The 15,329-nt window shown below is 64.4% G+C and carries 13 protein-coding genes; 9 read left to right on the plus strand and 4 right to left on the minus strand.

Annotation, left to right across the window (positions count from 1 at the left end; genetic code table 11):
• Nucleotides 1-6 precede the first annotated feature (6 nt).
• The 7 genes from LSQ66_RS00535 to LSQ66_RS00565 all read left to right on the plus strand — a co-directional run bounded on the left by LSQ66_RS00535 (nucleotide 7) and on the right by LSQ66_RS00565 (nucleotide 6,249).
• Entirely contained in the window at nucleotides 7-414 is a 408-nt protein-coding gene (locus LSQ66_RS00535) for a PTS sugar transporter subunit IIA (RefSeq protein WP_231767874.1), read from the plus strand.
• Between the two features lie 61 nt (nucleotides 415-475).
• Nucleotides 476-745, plus strand: coding sequence for an HPr family phosphocarrier protein (locus LSQ66_RS00540; protein WP_231767875.1), 270 nt, complete (start codon nucleotides 476-478; stop codon nucleotides 743-745).
• A 45-nt stretch (nucleotides 746-790) separates the two neighbouring features.
• A complete protein-coding gene (ptsP, locus tag LSQ66_RS00545) occupies nucleotides 791-2,533 on the plus strand; it encodes a phosphoenolpyruvate--protein phosphotransferase (RefSeq protein ID WP_231767876.1) in 1,743 nt (580 codons plus the stop codon).
• Between the two features lie 117 nt (nucleotides 2,534-2,650).
• Entirely contained in the window at nucleotides 2,651-3,769 is a 1,119-nt protein-coding gene (gene metX, locus LSQ66_RS00550) for a homoserine O-succinyltransferase MetX (RefSeq protein WP_231767877.1), read from the plus strand.
• Complete coding sequence (metW, locus tag LSQ66_RS00555) at nucleotides 3,766-4,377, plus strand: methionine biosynthesis protein MetW (RefSeq protein ID WP_231767878.1); 612 nt, start codon at nucleotides 3,766-3,768, stop codon at nucleotides 4,375-4,377. Before metX ends, metW begins: the two co-directional genes overlap by 4 nt.
• 69 nt (nucleotides 4,378-4,446) lie before the next feature.
• The gene (locus LSQ66_RS00560; RefSeq protein WP_231767879.1) at nucleotides 4,447-5,340 is read left to right on the plus strand and encodes a M48 family metallopeptidase; all 894 of its coding nucleotides are present in this window, start codon (nucleotides 4,447-4,449) and stop codon (nucleotides 5,338-5,340) included.
• Nucleotides 5,341-6,249, plus strand: coding sequence for a pseudouridine synthase (locus tag LSQ66_RS00565; RefSeq protein WP_231767880.1), 909 nt, complete (start codon nucleotides 5,341-5,343; stop codon nucleotides 6,247-6,249).
• Nucleotides 6,250-6,252: 3 nt separating this feature from the next.
• On the opposite strand, the gene LSQ66_RS00570 is transcribed toward LSQ66_RS00565, so the two are convergent.
• The 3 genes from LSQ66_RS00570 to LSQ66_RS00580 all read right to left on the minus strand — a co-directional run bounded on the left by LSQ66_RS00570 (nucleotide 6,253) and on the right by LSQ66_RS00580 (nucleotide 13,159).
• Nucleotides 6,253-9,648, minus strand: a complete 3,396-nt coding sequence (locus LSQ66_RS00570; protein ID WP_231767881.1) for an Ig-like domain-containing protein — start codon at nucleotides 9,646-9,648, stop codon at nucleotides 6,253-6,255.
• Between the two features lie 134 nt (nucleotides 9,649-9,782).
• Nucleotides 9,783-12,263 carry an Ig-like domain-containing protein gene (locus LSQ66_RS00575; RefSeq protein ID WP_231767882.1) on the minus strand — a complete coding sequence of 827 codons (2,481 nt, stop codon included), beginning with the start codon at nucleotides 12,261-12,263 and terminating at the stop codon, nucleotides 9,783-9,785.
• A gap of 125 nt (nucleotides 12,264-12,388) precedes the next feature.
• Entirely contained in the window at nucleotides 12,389-13,159 is a 771-nt protein-coding gene (locus tag LSQ66_RS00580) for an exodeoxyribonuclease III (protein WP_231767883.1), read from the minus strand.
• 46 nt (nucleotides 13,160-13,205) lie between these two features.
• On the opposite strand from LSQ66_RS00580, the gene pyrE reads away from it, so the two are divergent.
• Both pyrE and LSQ66_RS00590 read left to right on the plus strand, forming a co-directional pair.
• A complete protein-coding gene (gene pyrE, locus LSQ66_RS00585; protein ID WP_231767884.1) occupies nucleotides 13,206-13,862 on the plus strand; it encodes an orotate phosphoribosyltransferase in 657 nt (218 codons plus the stop codon).
• 60 nt (nucleotides 13,863-13,922) lie between these two features.
• On the plus strand, nucleotides 13,923-14,297 hold the full coding sequence (locus LSQ66_RS00590) for a hypothetical protein (protein ID WP_231767885.1): 375 nt from the start codon (nucleotides 13,923-13,925) through the stop codon (nucleotides 14,295-14,297).
• Here the strand turns inward: LSQ66_RS00590 and LSQ66_RS00595 are convergent, their stop codons facing one another.
• Nucleotides 14,298-15,326 (minus strand): DUF1176 domain-containing protein, encoded by a 1,029-nt coding sequence (locus tag LSQ66_RS00595; protein WP_231767886.1) that lies wholly within the window; start codon nucleotides 15,324-15,326, stop codon nucleotides 14,298-14,300.
• Nucleotides 15,327-15,329: the final 3 nt, after the last annotated feature.

Consider the following 15,329-nt stretch of genomic DNA (forward strand, 5'->3'; position numbering starts at 1 on the left):
AAGCATATGGTAGGCATTTTGTTAATGACGCACGCGCCGCTGGGACAGGCTTTCCTGGCCGCCGTGGCCCACGTGTTCCGCGGCCAGACCGAGAGGCTGGAGGCGATCGACGTGGTGGCGGACCAGGACCTGGGCGAGGTGCAGACCATGGCCAGCGCCGCCATCAAGCGCCTGGACGACGGCTCGGGCGTATTGGTGATTACGGACGTGAAGGGCGGCACCCCCGCCAACTGCTGCAACAAGCTGGCCGACGCCGGCCGCGTGGAGGTCATTGCGGGCATCAGCCTGCCCATGCTGCTGCGCGCGATCACCTACCGCACCGACACGCTGGACGTGGTGGTGGAAATGGCCCTGGCCGGCGCTCAGAGCGGCGCGGTGCGGGTCGATAACAGAATAAGGGTCGGTCCGACCTGAAGTGCCGCCGTGCCGACGGCGGCGATTGCTGGGCATCCTGATTGAGAAACGATAGAACGACATGATTCAACAAGAACTGGAAATCATTAACAAACTCGGTCTGCATGCGCGAGCTTCCGCCAAATTCACCCAGCTCGCCGCCAAATACAAAAGCGATGTCTGGCTCACCCGTAACGCGCGGCGCATCAATGCCAAGTCCATCATGGGCGTGATGATGCTGGCCGCAGGGAAGGGCGCCAAGGTTACGCTGGAGGCGGATGGCGAGGACGAACAGGATTGCATCACCGCGCTCGCCGCGCTGGTCAATGACAGGTTCGGCGAAGGCGAGTAAATGCCGCTGGACCATAGCCGCTCTTCTTATCTTCCAGGCCCGCCCATGGCATCGTTCACACTGCACGGTATCCCGGTCTCGCGCGGCATTGCGATAGGCCGCGCCCACCTGCTGGCGCCCGCGGCGCTGGACGTGAGCCACTACCTGGTGCCGGAAGAGCATGTGGAAGCGGAAGTGGAGCGCCTGCAGCAGGCCCTGGCCACGGTGCACCGCGAGCTGCAGACGCTGTGGAACGAGCTGCCGAAGGACGCCCCGACTGAGCTGGGCGCCTTCATCGACGTGCATGTGCTGATTCTCTCCGATCCCATGATCTCGGAAGCGCCGCTCGATATCATCCGCAGCCGCCACTACAACGCGGAGTGGGCGCTGGTGACGCAGATCGAGGAGCTCTCGGCCCAGTTCGACGAAATCGAAGATCCCTATCTGCGCGAGCGCAAGGCCGATATCCAGCAGGTGGCCGAGCGCGTGCTGAAAGTGCTGATGGGCAGCGAGCCCCTGCCGGGCCCGCGCACGGAGGAAGACGAACTGGCCGCCCAGATGGTGGTGATCGCGCATGACATCTCCCCGGCGGACATGCTGAAGTTCCGCGACGGCTCCTTCATCGGCTTTGTGACCGATGTGGGCGGCCAGAACTCTCACACCGCCATCGTGGCGCGCAGCCTGGATATTCCGGCCACGGTGGGCGTGTCCCAGGCTTCGCGCCTGATCGAGCAGGACGACTGGGTCATCATCGACGGCGACGCGGGCGTGGTCATCGTCAGCCCCAGCGCCCTGGTGCTGGAGCAGTACCGCGAACGCCAGCAGGCCGCCGTGCGCGCCCGCAAGAAGCTGAACAAGCTGAAAAAGACCCCGGCCGTGACGAAGGACGGCACGCCCATCACCCTGCTGGCCAATATCGAGCTGCCGGACGATTGCGGTCCCGCGCTGGAAGCGGGCGCCAACGGCGTGGGCCTGTTCCGCTCCGAGTTCCTGTTCATGGGCCGCGCCGCCAACATGCCGTCCGAGGACGAGCAGTTCGAGCAGTACCGCAAGGCCGTCATGGCCATGAAGGGCCGCCCCGTCACCATCCGCACCCTGGACATCGGCGCGGACAAGCCGCTCGACCCCACCGAACACACGGCGCTCAATCCGGCCCTGGGCCTGCGCGCCATCCGCTACTGCCTGTCCGAGCCCCAGCTCTTCCTGACCCAGCTGCGCGCCATCCTGCGCGCCTCGGCCTACGGCAAGCTGCGCATCCTGATCCCGATGCTGGCCCACGCCTTCGAGATCGAGCAGTCGCTGGCAATGATCGAGCAGGCCAAGGCCGAACTGCGCGAGGCGAACATCAAGTACGACCCGCAGGTGGACGTGGGCGCCATGATCGAGATTCCGGCCGCCGCGCTGGCGCTGCCCATGTTCGTGCGCCGCATGAACTTCCTGTCCATCGGCACCAATGACCTGATCCAGTACACCCTGGCGATCGACCGGGTTGATTACGAGGTGGCGCACCTTTACAATCCCCTGCATCCCGCCGTGCTGCAGCTGATCTCCATGACCATTTCGGCCGGCCACAAGGCGGGCATCGACGTGGCCGTGTGCGGGGAAATGGCGGGAGACGCCAAGCTCACCCGCCTGCTGCTCGGCATGGGACTGAAAGAGTTCTCGATGCACTGGGGCCAGCTGCTGTCGGTCAAGCAGGAGATCCTGAACAGCGACATGTCGCTGATCGTGCCGCAGACCCGCAAGATCCTGCGCTCGATGGACCCGAATGCCATTGCCGACGCCGTGCTGGCCTTGCAGACGATGTAAGAAAGCCTGCGGAACCCACCCTCGCGGTTCCGCATCCCTAACGGCCCGTGGGGCCACAGCAGTACTTAGTTTCGTTTAACCCTCATGTCCTCGATAGGAATAGTCACTCCGCAGACCATGGAATTTGCGGAGCCCCTGCAGCTGCAAAGCGGCGCCGCCCTGGGCGGCTATACGCTGATGTATGAAACCTACGGCACGCTGAATGCCGGCAAGTCCAACGCCGTGCTGGTGTGCCATGCGCTGAATGCCTCGCACCACGTGGCCGGCTACTATGCCGACGATCCCAAGAACGTCGGCTGGTGGGACAATATGGTCGGTCCCGGCAAGCCGCTGGATACGGACAAGTTCTTCGTCATCGGCATCAACAACCTCGGTTCCTGCTTCGGCTCCACGGGCCCCATGCACACCAATCCCGCCACCGGCAAGCCCTATGGCGCGGCCTTCCCCGTGGTGACGGTGGAAGACTGGGTCAATGCCCAGGCGCGCCTGGCGGACCGGCTGGGCATCGCGCAATTCGCGGCTGTCATGGGGGGCTCCCTGGGCGGCATGCAGGCCCTGGCCTGGAGCATCATGTATCCGGACCGCCTGCGCCACTGCGTGGTGATTGCCTCCACGCCCAAGCTTTCGGCCCAGAACATCGCCTTCAACGACGTGGCGCGCCAGGCCATCCTGAGCGATCCGGACTACCGCGGCGGCGACTTCTACGAACATGGCGTGGTGCCGAAGAACGGCCTGAAGGTGGCGCGCATGATCGGCCACATCACCTATCTGTCGGACGACGACATGGCCGAAAAGTTCGGCCGCAAGCTGCGCGACATCGCCGAAACGGGCAACTACAAGTTCGGCTTCGGCATCGACTTCGAGATCGAGTCCTACCTTCGCTACCAGGGCGACAAGTTCTCCGAATACTTCGACGCCAACACCTACCTGCTCATCACCAAGGCGCTGGACTACTTCGATCCCGCCCGCGTGCATGACGGCGACCTGGCCAAGACCCTGGCCGTCACCAGGGCCAAGTTCTTCCTGGCCTCCTTCACCACCGACTGGCGCTTCTCGCCGGAGCGCAGCCGCGAGATCGTGCAGGCCCTGCTCTGCAACCGGCGCGAGGTGACCTATGCCGAAATCGATGCGCCGCACGGCCACGACGCCTTCCTGCTCGACGATTCGCGCTACATGAACATGGTGCGCGCCTACTACGAGCAGGTATGGAACGAGACCGGCAGGGAGGCCGCATGACTTTCGACGATCTGCGCCTTGCGCGCCCGGACCTCGCCTTCATCGCCCACTGGGTGAAGCCCGGCGCCCATGTGCTGGATGTGGGCTGCGGCGACGGCGTGATGATGGAATACCTGCAGAGCGACAAGCGCTGCAGCGGCTATGGCCTCGAACTGGCGGACGACAAGGTGCTGGAGAGCACGCGCCGCGGCGTGCGTGTGATCCAGCAGGACATGGAGAAGGGCCTCGACATCTTCGGGGACGATTCCTTCGACACGGTGCTCTGCCTTTCCTCGCTGCAGATGATGAAGCACGTGGAAGACCTGCTGCGCGACATCGTGCGCGTGGGCCGCGAGGCCATTGTGTCCTTCCCCAACTTCGCCTACTGGCCGCACCGTGTGGCCCTGCTCAAGGGGCGCATGCCGGTGTCGGAGTCCCTGCCTTACGAGTGGTACGACACGCCGAACGTGCGCTGCGCCACCATCGAGGATTTCCGCGACCTGGCCGAAGAGGTGGGGCTGGAGGTGCTGGAATGCGTGGCCCTGCAGGAAGGCCGCATCGTGAGCTTCCTGCCCAACCTGCGCGGCGACCTGGCCGTGTTCCGGCTGCGAAAGAAGGGCGGGCGCTAAGCTGTGCTATCGTGTGACGCGCCACGGCATTCTTTGTCAGAATGTCATGGCCGTCCCCGGAACATGGTAATGAAGACCCTGAAACACACTGCCGCTTTACTGACTCTTGCTTTCTGCATGCAGGCCGCGCCGGCGCAGCAGCCGCTGCCCCGCCAGCCCACGGACGGCATTCCGGTCACCAAACTGTCCCCGCTGCGCCTGGCCGCGAATGCGCAGGAGATCGAGCGCCAGGCGGGCATGCAGTACACGCAGATGATGCAGCAGGCCAGGCAGCAGGAAGCGCTGGCGCCGCCGGACCACCCGCAGGTGCAGCGGCTGCGCGCCATCGCCAGGCGCATCATTCCGCATGTGGCGCGCTGGAATCCGCAGGCGCTGGAATGGAACTGGCAGGTCAACCTGCTCGGCTCCGACCAGGTGAACGCCTTCTGCATGCCGGGCGGACGGATCGCCTTCTTCAGCGGCATTCTCACGAAACTCAACCTCACGGACGATGAAGTGGCCATGGTGATGGGCCACGAAATCGCCCATGCGCTGCGCGAGCATGCCAGCAAGCGTGCCGGCACGTCCCAGGTGGCGTCCATCGTGGGCCGCCTCGCCAGTCTTGGCCTGTCGGCCTATTTCGGCGTCGACCCCCGCATTACCGACGCCGGCACCGGCGCGGTAGCCCAGCTGGCGCTGCTGAAATTCTCGCGCGGCGAAGAGACCGAGGCCGACCTGGTCGGCATGGACCTGGCGGCGCGCGCCGGTTACGATCCGCGCGCGGGCATCGCCCTGTGGCAGAAGATGGGCGCCTCCAATGCGCGCCGCCCCATCGAATTCATTTCCACCCACCCGAGCGGCGAATCGCGCATCGCCGAAATGAACAAGAACATGCCGCTGGTGCTGCCCGTGTATGCGCGCTCGCGCGGCATCCCGGCAAACGCCCTGCCGCCGTACCGCACCACGCCGCTGCCGAAGTCCTGAATGTCCTCCACCGTCAAGTTCCACGGCAAGGCGCCGCTGCCCATGCGCGACGGCGTTACGCCCAGCTATCTCTGGCTTCCCGAAGGCGAGTGGCCGGACATGATCAGCTTCATGGCCGCGAACTACCCCGCCGTCACGGAGGCGCAGTGGCGCGAGCGCATGGCGCGCGGCGACGTGGTGGACGCCAAAGGGGCGCCGCTGCGGCCCGACAGCCCCTACAAGCGCGGCCTGCGCATCTTCTACTACCGCGAGCTGGAACAGGAAACGCCCATTCCCTTCGCGGAGGAAGTGCTGTATCAGGACGAGCACCTCGTGGTGGCGGACAAGCCGCACTTCCTGCCCACCATTCCGACCGGCCGCTTCCTCAAGGAGACGCTGCTGGTGCGCCTGCGCGCGAAACTGGGCATCGAAGACCTGGTGCCCATCCACCGCCTGGACCGCGAAACGGCGGGCGTGGTGGTGTTCTCGTCGAATGTCGACAGCCGGGGCGCCTACCAGTCCCTGTTCCAGAAACGCCTGGTGCAGAAGGAGTACGAGGCGTTGGCGGGGCCGCTGCCGGGGCGCGAATTCCCCTTCAGCTATGCCAGCCGCATGGTCCAGGGGGACAAGTTCTTCACGATGAAGGAGGAAGAGGGCGAGCCCAATTCCGAAACCATGATCGACATGGTGGAAGAGCGCGGCGGGCATGTGCTCTACCGCCTGTGGCCGCACACGGGACGCCAGCACCAGCTGCGCGTGCATCTCGCGGCGCTGGGCATCCCCATCGTGAATGACGCTTTCTATCCCGTGGCGCTGCCCTGCAAGCAGGACGACGTGTCGTCACCCCTCAAGCTGCTGGCGCGCGCCATCGGCTTCCCCGATCCGCTGACCGGGGAGTGGCGCTACTTCGAGAGCCGCCGCAGCCTGTAGGCCTCAGGAGGTTGTTCCGGCGACGCCGACGATGTTGATCGTGGTGGCCACCATGAGCGTGACGCCGCTGGCGGAATAGGTGTGGTAGCCGCCGTTGTCGAGGCCAAGCGTCCATGCGCTTGCACCGCCGATATCGAGGGAACCGCTCGCACCTTCGATGTACAGGGTGCTCATGCCGAAGGTCTGGACCGCGGCCACATTGGAAACGTCGAACACATTGCCCGCGCCGCCGGAAAGCTGGATCTTCTCGACGTTGACCATCTTGTTTGCCAGGTTGGCCGCAACCACCGTAACGCCAGCGGTCAGGTTCAGCGTGTCGATGCCGCTGCCGCCGTCCAGGTAGGTGAAACCTGCTGTCGTCGCGCTGATGACGTCGTCGCCGGCACGCGTGAACAGCGCGGCATAGCTGTCTACAGAAATGATTTCATTCCAGTCGGACGCAATATGGATCATCGCATCCGGCTCCGCACTCATGGATGGAATTCCGCCGCCAACGTTGCCCGCCAGGTCCACGACGCGCATCGTCAGCACGCTCATGGCGCCGCCCGTGTCATAGGTCCAGTTGGCACCGGAACCTGTGCCCTGGAACCAGCTGGCGCCCCCGTTCTGGGAGAACTCCACATGGGTATCCGCCGTGTCGCCGGTAAGGTTGATGGACGCGATATGCGTGCTCGAATTGAAAGCGAAGGAAGCGGTATCCAGGTAGGCGCTGGGTGGGGTGGTATCGACGATCACAGTGAGCTGGGCGCCCGCAGTGCTGACGTTGCCCGCGACATCGCGCACGCGCACGGCAAGCTGCTCGTAGGCGCCCAGCAACACGGAAAAGTCCTGGTCCGCCACGATGCCGGCCGTGAAATCGCCCGCAACCACGGTATGCGATGCGATTGCCGCGCCGTTGCCGTTGACCAGTTCAATCACGTCGCCGACCCGGAAGCCAGTGACGGTGCCCAGGCTGGCGCGCACGGTGACGGTGTTGTCGTTGGTAACGCCGTCGCTGTCGCTGATGCCGCTGTCGTCCTCTGCAAGCAGGGCGGGTGCGGCGCCTACTACGGGCGCGGAGGTATCGATCGTCACCGACAGGGTGCCGCTGGAGGCGCCAACGTTGCCCGCGCCGTCCACAATACGCGTGTGCAGGCTGTGCGTGCCGTCGGCCAGCGTGGAGAGCACGATCTCCGGATTGCCGCTCAGCGCGCCGTAATCGAAATCGCCGCTGTCGAAGATGTGATAGCCCAGCACGTGATCGCTGGCGTCCAGCACCTCCACGCGGCTGCCTTCTTCCACGCCGCTCATGCCATCCACTTTCGCAACGATGGTCGGCGCGGGCAGATTGGTGATGCCGTCGGCCGTTCCGCTGTCGCTGCTGGAAGCCAGTTCCGGCACGCCGGGCGCCGCAGGCGCCGTCGTGTCGAGCACCAGATAGGCCTCGGTCGCGTAATTGGCGCTTTCGCCATTGCTGACGCGTACCTGCGCGTAGTGCTCGCCCGTCAGGGTGACGTTCAGGCTCCAGGTACTGCCGCTGACGGTGGCATGGGTCCAGGTTTCGCCGCCGTCGAGCGACACCTCGACGAACTCGCCCGTGTTCAATGCGCCCTCGATGTCGCCATGCAGGGTCTGGTTCGCTACGCTGGTGCGGCCGTCCGGAATGCCGGTATCGGTGCCCAGCTGGAGGTTGTAGGCCGAAGCCGTAATCGGCAGGAAGGCATGGAAGTCGATGTGGTCCAGGGCGGTGAAGTTGCCAGCATAGTCGTAGACGATGCCGCTCTCGTTCACCAGGCGGTATGCGGCACCCGCCGTCATGGCCGAGGGAAGCGTCACCACCAGCACATGCGCTTCCGTGTCCATGAAATAGTCGGCCGGCGTCAGCGTGATGTAGCTGTTGTCGCTGAGCTTCACCAGTCGGAAATTGCCGGGATCCACGTTTTCGCTGAACTGGAGATGCAGCTGGGTCAGATCGGGGCTGAGCGACATGGAGTTGTAGCGGGCCTGCGTCACGTCGAAGTTCAGTTCAAGCGTCTGGTTGCTGTGCCAGCCTTCTTCCTGCCGGTTGCCTGCGACGTCGCTCACCATCACCTTCAGCTTGATGCTGAAATCGCCCTCCGGCGGTTCCGAGTATTCCGGGAACTGGACCTGGAGCGTGCCTGCCGCAATATCGGCGGCGGTAAGGCGGTGCGACACCACCGGATAGTTGGCATTGATGAACTCGCCTTCGAAGTCCCACACCTCGGCGAGGCTGATAACGTCGCCGACTTTGAGCCCGGTGGTCGTTCCGAGGTTGATCTCGATATAGGGCCGCAGCTGCTGGGTTGTGCTGTCACCCTCCTTGCCCGTGTCGCTGCCGATAGCCAGGGCCAGCGTGGCGTCCACCGCGGAGTAGCTCGGCGCTTCCGTGTCGATGACGTAGCTGCGCTCGGTGGAGGCACGTTCGTTGCCGTACTGGTCCAGGAGGCGGGCCTTGATGGCGCCCGTGCCGCTCAGCTCGATTTCCGAAAGCCGGAAGCCGTTGAAGCCTTCCTCTTCCACCCAGTTCATCGTGTGCCAGCTGCCGTTCACCCACAGCTGCATCTGGTCGTCTTCGTTCACGCTCATGTGAGGCTCGACCAGGATGTTGTGAACCGTTTCACCAGTGATCAGATCGTCGCTGTCGATGCCGGTATCGCCGCCCCAGTCCAGCGTGATATGCAGATCGGTTGTGGCGCCGAACTTGATGGTTTCCGCGATCTTGCTGCTGTTGCCGAGCGCATCCAGCACGGAGTCCTTCTGGAAGACGATGCTGCCCGCCAAGCTCTCGGTATAGGTAGTGTTGAGGGTGGCTGTCCAGGTGTGACCGTCGGCGCTCTGTACGAGGTTGCTGAGCGTGCCGCCCGCCACGGTGAAGTCCGTCAGGCTCAGGCCGTTGACGGCTTCGTCGAAGATCAGGGTCAGCGTCGGCTTCACGCTGGCGCCGCTCTCGATCAGGGGCTTGTCCAGGCTCATGGACACGACCTGGGGACCGCCCACGTCGGCCGCGGTAAACGGCGTGGTGAAGCTCGTGCCGGCCGTGGTGCGCAGCCCGGCGAAAACGTTTCCGGCCATGTCCGTAATGGCCGCGCCTTCCATGTAGAGGTGGTAGGTGGCGCCCAGGTCCAGGTTGCTGGCCGGGTTGATGACGAGCTTGGTATTCCCCTCCTTGAAGAACAGCTCGGAAGCGTCCAGCTCGCGTGTATCGGTTGCGCCGACAATGCGCGTGGCGTAGCTGCCGTCGCGCGCCCGGTAGGTCTGGCTCACGCCGTCCGTGATGAAGATCTTGCCTCCGCCGAGGCGGACCGCTTCATTGAACAACAGCTCGATATTGCCGTTGGCTGCCATGGTGATGGCAACAGGCAGGCTGGTGCTCAGGATAGGAGGCGAAGAATCGGCCATGATGATGACTCCGGGAAGGATTTATTGCGAGCCATCATGATATCAAAAAATGCAGAGCTATTTTCTTTTTGGAAAGGACAATTTACCCAATTGTTGCTTCGGGCGGACGGCCAAACCCAGGCCAGGAGCGGGTTTCAGGCCAGTCCTCCCAGATAGGTGCCAATCAGGGCGACCGTCGCGTCGATGTGCAGGGTGGCGCCGCCCGCCTGCAGCGTCAGGTAGCCCGGGTGCAGCAGGTCGACGGTGAAATTCCAGTACCCTGTGCCCAGGTCGAGGTGATCGGTCAGGCCGCCGTCGATGTAGAGCTCGGCGCCGCCCCCGGTGATCGCCAGCACGCTGGCGGCATTCTGGATTTTCAGCGTGTTGCCGTTGTTGCCGAGGTTGATTCGTTCAAAATTGACAAGTTCGCCCATCCAGTCTGCGGCGTCCAGGGTGGCAAGGCCGCTGCCGGTAATGCGCAAGGTATCGTCGCCGCTGCCGCCGTTCAGGTAGAGGAACTGGCCGGTGGCGCTGGACACGATGTCGCCGCCGTCGTTGCCAAACAGGACCGTGTTGCTGTCGCTGACGAAGGTGGCTCCGCCTGCGCTGTCGCCGACGTAGACGGTGTGGGCCCCGGAAACGCCCGTCACGCCCGTGCTGGCGGCTACGTTGCCCGCCGTATCGGCAACGCGCAGGCCGACATAGCCGCCCGCGCTGAGGGTGGCGTTGAAGCTCCAGGTGTCGTGGCCGGCATTCGGGGTGGCCGTGGCCCAGGTGGCGCCTTCGTCCAGGGTGTACTGAACGTCCGCGCCCGTCACAGTGCCGGTCAGCAGGATATCCGTGATGGCCACCGGCGTGCCGGTGCCGAGGAAGCTGGCAATACCCGCGTAATCGATAACGGCGCTGGGCGCCGAGGTGTCGACCGTGATGGCCTGGGTGTTGCTGATGATGGCGCTGTACTGGTTGGCCGCCGTCACCTGCTGGACCTGGATCTTGCCCACGGCATAGGTACCGTCCGCCAGGTCCAGGGTGGTGCTCCCGTCCAGCACCCAGGTCCAGTTGCTGCCGCCATCCACGGAATAGCGCCATGCGGCGCCGCCGGGCAGGCCGATGCTGAACAGGTGGTCGTGGGTGATGCCGTCGCTGGCCGAAATGCCGGTGTCGGTGAAGCTCATGGTCGGGTCGCTCACGATGGCGCCGCCGCCGGTGGTGCTGAAGCCGAGCACGGCGTCGCCGCTGTTCCACAGCACGTTGCCTGCCGCGTCCGTGAGGGGAGCGGCCGCCTTCAGGGTGTAGTGGGTGGAGGCGAGCAGGGCGCTGGAGACGAAGATGTCCAGCTTGTGCGTGGTGCTGTTGTAATGGAACTCGGCGGGCAGGGACTCGCCGTCGAAGTCGCGCAGGTCGGTAAGGCCGTCGTCCACCAGGGTGAAGGCAGTGGTGGTGTCGATGTCCATGTCCTCGCCGAATTGCAGCGTGATCTTGGCCAGGTTGGTGCCCACGGTGGTGGCCCCGCTGGCAGGCGTTGCCGAGCTCAGCGCCGCGGCGCTGGTATCGATCGTCACGTTCAGCGCCGGGCCGGCCGCCGTGGCCGTGTGGCCTGCCAGATCGCCCACGCGCGCCTTGAGGGCATGCATGCCGTCGGCCAGGCTGCTGTCGTCGAGCGCGACATCGCGGTAGCCGCCGAGCAGGTGGCCGTAGGAGTCGATGTCCGCGTTCTCGATGGTGTAATAGCCCAGTACGGCATTGCCGTGGTTGCTGTCGATGATCTCGATGGTGTCGCCGCGCTTCAGCCCTTGCACACCACCGCTGACGTTAATGCGCACGGTTGGCGTTACGTCGTTGGTGAGGTTGTCGCTGCTGCTGGCGCCCAGGTCGCACTCGGCTTTCAGATCCAGCGTGATGCCGCTGACGCTGCTGACGGAAGGCGCCTGCAGGTCCAGGGTGTACAGCTGGCTGCGTTCCGTGCTGTGCGCCGTGCCGTCGGTGACGCGGGCGATCACATGCCAGTCGCCTTCTTCCAGCGTGGCGTTGTAGCTCCAGCTGCTGCCGCTGACGGTGGCCGTGTGCCAGCTGTTGCCATCGTCCACGCTCACTTCGATGGTGTTGCTGCCCAGCGTGCCGCTGAAGGTGCCGCTGACGATCTGGGTGGCATCGCTTACGTAGCCGTCGGTGCTGCTTTTGCCGTCGTCGTTGTCGAAGCTGATGCCCGCGTTCACGGTGGCCGTGGGACCGGCCGGCGGCGTGCTGCTGGTGGTGAAGGCGCGGTAGCCGGTGTTGCCGATGCCCGCGAAGATGTTTCCTGCCGGGTCGCGCACCACGCCCTGGTCCATCATGACGTGGTAGCTGGTGCTGACCGCCAGGGGCGTGCTGAGGGTGACCACGATCTTGTCGCCCGAGATGCTGACCTGCGGGTCGCTGATGCTGAGGATGCGCGTGTCGCTGTCGCCCACGATGCGCGTGTGCATGAGGCCGTCGCGTCCCCGGTAGACCTGGGAGTAGCCGTCGGTGATGGTGATATAGCCCGTGCCCGCAACGACCGCTTCGCTGAAGGTGAATTCGATCGGCGCCGATACCGAAACGCCAGTGGCATTGTTGCCCGCCGCGCTGAGCGTGGGGCGAGTCGTATCGAGGGACATGGGGAGGCTCCGGAGAATAGCAGGACGATAGTCCCATCATAGCGAGGGACCATCGGGTTTGCCTACGAGAAATGTCAGGAAACTGTCGCGATTATGTAATCGCGATAAGCAACGTTGGCTGAAGATTAACGAAGATACTCGATGATGAGGGGAGCATGGTCGCTGAAGCGCTCTTCCTTGTAGACCGAAACCGTCTTCGCGAAGCTCGCCACGCCCGGCGTGGCCACGTGGTAGTCGATGCGCCAGCCCACGTCCTTCGCATAGGCCTGGCCGCGGTTGCTCCACCAGGTGTATTGGGCCTCGTTCGGCACCAGGCCGCGGTGCACGTCCACGAAGCCGACTTCGTCGAAGATCTTCGTCATCCAGGCGCGTTCCTCCGGCAGGAAGCCGGAATTCTTCATATTGCCCTTCCAGTTCTTCAGGTCGATCTCCTTGTGGGCGATATTCCAGTCGCCGCAGATCACCAGCTCGCGGCCCTCGGCGCGCAGCTCCATGAGGTGGGGCAGGAAGAGGGCCATGAAACGGAATTTGGCTTCCTGGCGCTCCGGCGAGGAGGAGCCGGAAGGGCAGTAGACGGAGATCACCGTCAGGTCGCCGTAGTCGGCGCGCACGTAGCGGCCTTCGGCATCGAATTCGGGGCTGCCGAAACCGATCTTCACGGTGTCCGGCGCATGCTTGCTATAAATGCCAGTACCCGAGTAGCCCTTCTTCTCGGCGTAGTGGAAGTGGCCGTGGTAGCCGTGGGGATTCAGGAACTCCTCGGTCATGTCGCCCGCCTGGGCCTTCAGCTCCTGGACGCAGATAAAGTCGGCGTCCTGCTTGCCCATCCAGTTGAAAAAGCCCTTTTTGGCGGCGGAGCGGATGCCATTCAGGTTGGCGGAGATGATCTTTGGCATAGGGAAGGCTTAAAATAGAGGGAATTCGAACTTTGGACGGGGCAATATGAGCAATTTGCGGCAAGAGTTTATCGCGTTTTCCGTTTCCGCGGGAGTGTTGAAATTTGGCGAGTTTACGACCAAAGCAGGACGGCAATCGCCCTATTTCTTCAATGCGGGGCTGTTCCACGACGGCGCTACCCTGGCGCAGCTGTCGCAGTTCTATGCGCAAACCCTGCTCGACTCAGGCGTGCAGTTCGACATGCTGTTCGGTCCGGCCTACAAGGGCATCACCCTGGCCTCCGCCACGGCGATGGCGCTGGCGGGCAAGGGCCGCAACACTTCCTTCGCCTACAACCGCAAGGAAGCCAAGGATCACGGCGAGGGCGGCACCCTGGTGGGCGCCAGGCTGCAGGGCAAGGTCGTCATCATCGACGACGTGATCTCGGCGGGCACCTCGGTGCGCGAATCGGTCGAGATGATCCGCTCCGCCGGCGCCGAACCCTGCGCCGTGCTGATCGCGCTGGACCGCATGGAGCGGGGCGGCAAGGACAGCCAGCTCTCGCCGCTGTCCGCCGTGCAGGAAGTGAGCCGGAACTACGGCATCCCCGTCATTTCCATCGGCAACTTGGACGATCTGTTCACTTATCTGTCGGCCGACCCGCGCCTGGCGCAGTACAAGGAGGCCGTGGCCGCCTACCGCCAGCAGTATGGGGTTGCCTGACAGTTAGTCTGTGCTAGACTGGCATTGCTTTGCTACAACATTCTCAGAAATGGGGCAACAATGAATATCGCATCCTTGAAGGTGTACGGAGACGAAGCGGCGCTGGCGGACGTGAAGGACGGCCTGCCCAGCGAGCCGGAGCATATTTGGCAGAAGGGCGATGTGCGGCCGGACGGCCGCGTGCGCATCGACTCGGGCTTCTACGTCAGCCTGGCGACGGAGCAGGACACCACGGAGCTGCTGAAGCAGATCCGCGCCTGGTTGCACGAATGCGAGGCGCGCGGTGTGACCTTCGACGTGCCGCGCCTGGCCGCCGAACTGCGCGTGGCCTTTACCAACGATAATGAGGAAACGGGCTCCGTCAGCCTGGACTTCACCATTGCCGATCTGACCTTGCTGGTCAATATGGGCATTTCGCTCAGCATCACTAACTGATCAGCGCGCGCCGCGCCGCACCTCGGCGGTAAGGGTGGGCAGCTCCCACGCGCCGCCCAGCGCGACCATGCGGCACATGCCGGTGGTGGCCTGCAGGGTATGGACGAAACGCATGCCGTCCCAGGTCCAGTCGTCCATCGAGCGGCAGTCGCCCAGGCCGCGGCCGCGGTGCGAGGCCGAAATAACCCCATCGGCGTAGCCCGTGCCGAGATCCGTGACCAGGACCGGCGCATAGGGCGCCTTGCTGTTGATGACCCAGTAGCCGCTGCCTTCGTTATACGCGCCGCGCCAGCAGACGGCGGATACCAGCAGCCTGTCCGCACCGAGCCGCCATGCTTCGATATCGCTTTCGCCCAGCAGCTCGCATTCTCCCTCTTTCACTGTCCTGCGCAGCAGTTTGCGCAGTGTGTCTTGCTGCGCGGGCGGGAACTTCACACCGGCCGTGGCGACGGGCGCCGCCTCCACCACTGGCGCGGGCAACGCGGACAGCACCCCGGTTTCGGGCTTGCCGCCTTTTCGCACCAGCGCGCCCGGCGTGCCAAGACGGCCTTGCAGGTCGTCCATCTTCAGTAGCATCGCAGTGGCTCCCTTGCCGGACAGGGACCAGGTGCTGCCACTGCCGCGCCATTCCAGTTTGCTGTCCTTGCGCAGGGCCGCGATCAGCGCTTCCGTCTGGCCCGGCGACAGGCTGCCCGTGGCGCTTTCGGCGCTGAGCTGCACCGTGCCGAGCGCGTGACCATTGATGTACATCGCGATGCTGGCGGGCTGCGCGAAGGTTTCGTCGGTAGTGCTGAGTTGGACGGTGGCGCGCACCGGCTGCGCCGCGCCGGCGTTCCGCTCCAGGAGCACGGACATGCCCGCACCGTCCGTGCCTTCCGGGCTGTAGCCTGCCGCGCGGCAGGAGCGCGTGTTGTCGCACGCCAGTTCCCAATCGTGGTGGGAGAAGTATTTTTCCTTCGGCCCCGCGCCGGATGCGGGCAGCGCCAGGGCGGCGATGACGCCCGCCGTCAGCAAACGCAGTGGTTTCATCCG

Source organism: Massilia endophytica (assembly GCF_021165955.1).
GTDB classification, from domain to species: domain Bacteria; phylum Pseudomonadota; class Gammaproteobacteria; order Burkholderiales; family Burkholderiaceae_D; genus Rugamonas; species Rugamonas endophytica.

Bases quoted from the DNA above. Each gene is read 5' to 3' on its own strand.
- LSQ66_RS00535 (WP_231767874.1), top strand. From the start codon at position 7: ATGGTAGGCATTTTGTTAATGACGCACGCGCCGCTGGGACAGGCTTTC.
- LSQ66_RS00540 (WP_231767875.1), top strand. From the start codon at position 476: ATGATTCAACAAGAACTGGAAATCATTAACAAACTCGGTCTGCATGCG.
- ptsP (WP_231767876.1), top strand. From the start codon at position 791: ATGGCATCGTTCACACTGCACGGTATCCCGGTCTCGCGCGGCATTGCG.
- metX (WP_231767877.1), top strand. From the start codon at position 2,651: ATGGAATTTGCGGAGCCCCTGCAGCTGCAAAGCGGCGCCGCCCTGGGC.
- metW (WP_231767878.1), top strand. From the start codon at position 3,766: ATGACTTTCGACGATCTGCGCCTTGCGCGCCCGGACCTCGCCTTCATC.
- LSQ66_RS00560 (WP_231767879.1), top strand. From the start codon at position 4,447: ATGAAGACCCTGAAACACACTGCCGCTTTACTGACTCTTGCTTTCTGC.
- LSQ66_RS00565 (WP_231767880.1), top strand. From the start codon at position 5,341: ATGTCCTCCACCGTCAAGTTCCACGGCAAGGCGCCGCTGCCCATGCGC.
- LSQ66_RS00570 (WP_231767881.1), bottom strand. From the start codon at position 9,648: ATGGCCGATTCTTCGCCTCCTATCCTGAGCACCAGCCTGCCTGTTGCC.
- LSQ66_RS00575 (WP_231767882.1), bottom strand. From the start codon at position 12,263: ATGTCCCTCGATACGACTCGCCCCACGCTCAGCGCGGCGGGCAACAAT.
- LSQ66_RS00580 (WP_231767883.1), bottom strand. From the start codon at position 13,159: ATGCCAAAGATCATCTCCGCCAACCTGAATGGCATCCGCTCCGCCGCC.
- pyrE (WP_231767884.1), top strand. From the start codon at position 13,206: ATGAGCAATTTGCGGCAAGAGTTTATCGCGTTTTCCGTTTCCGCGGGA.
- LSQ66_RS00590 (WP_231767885.1), top strand. From the start codon at position 13,923: ATGAATATCGCATCCTTGAAGGTGTACGGAGACGAAGCGGCGCTGGCG.
- LSQ66_RS00595 (WP_231767886.1), bottom strand. From the start codon at position 15,326: ATGAAACCACTGCGTTTGCTGACGGCGGGCGTCATCGCCGCCCTGGCG.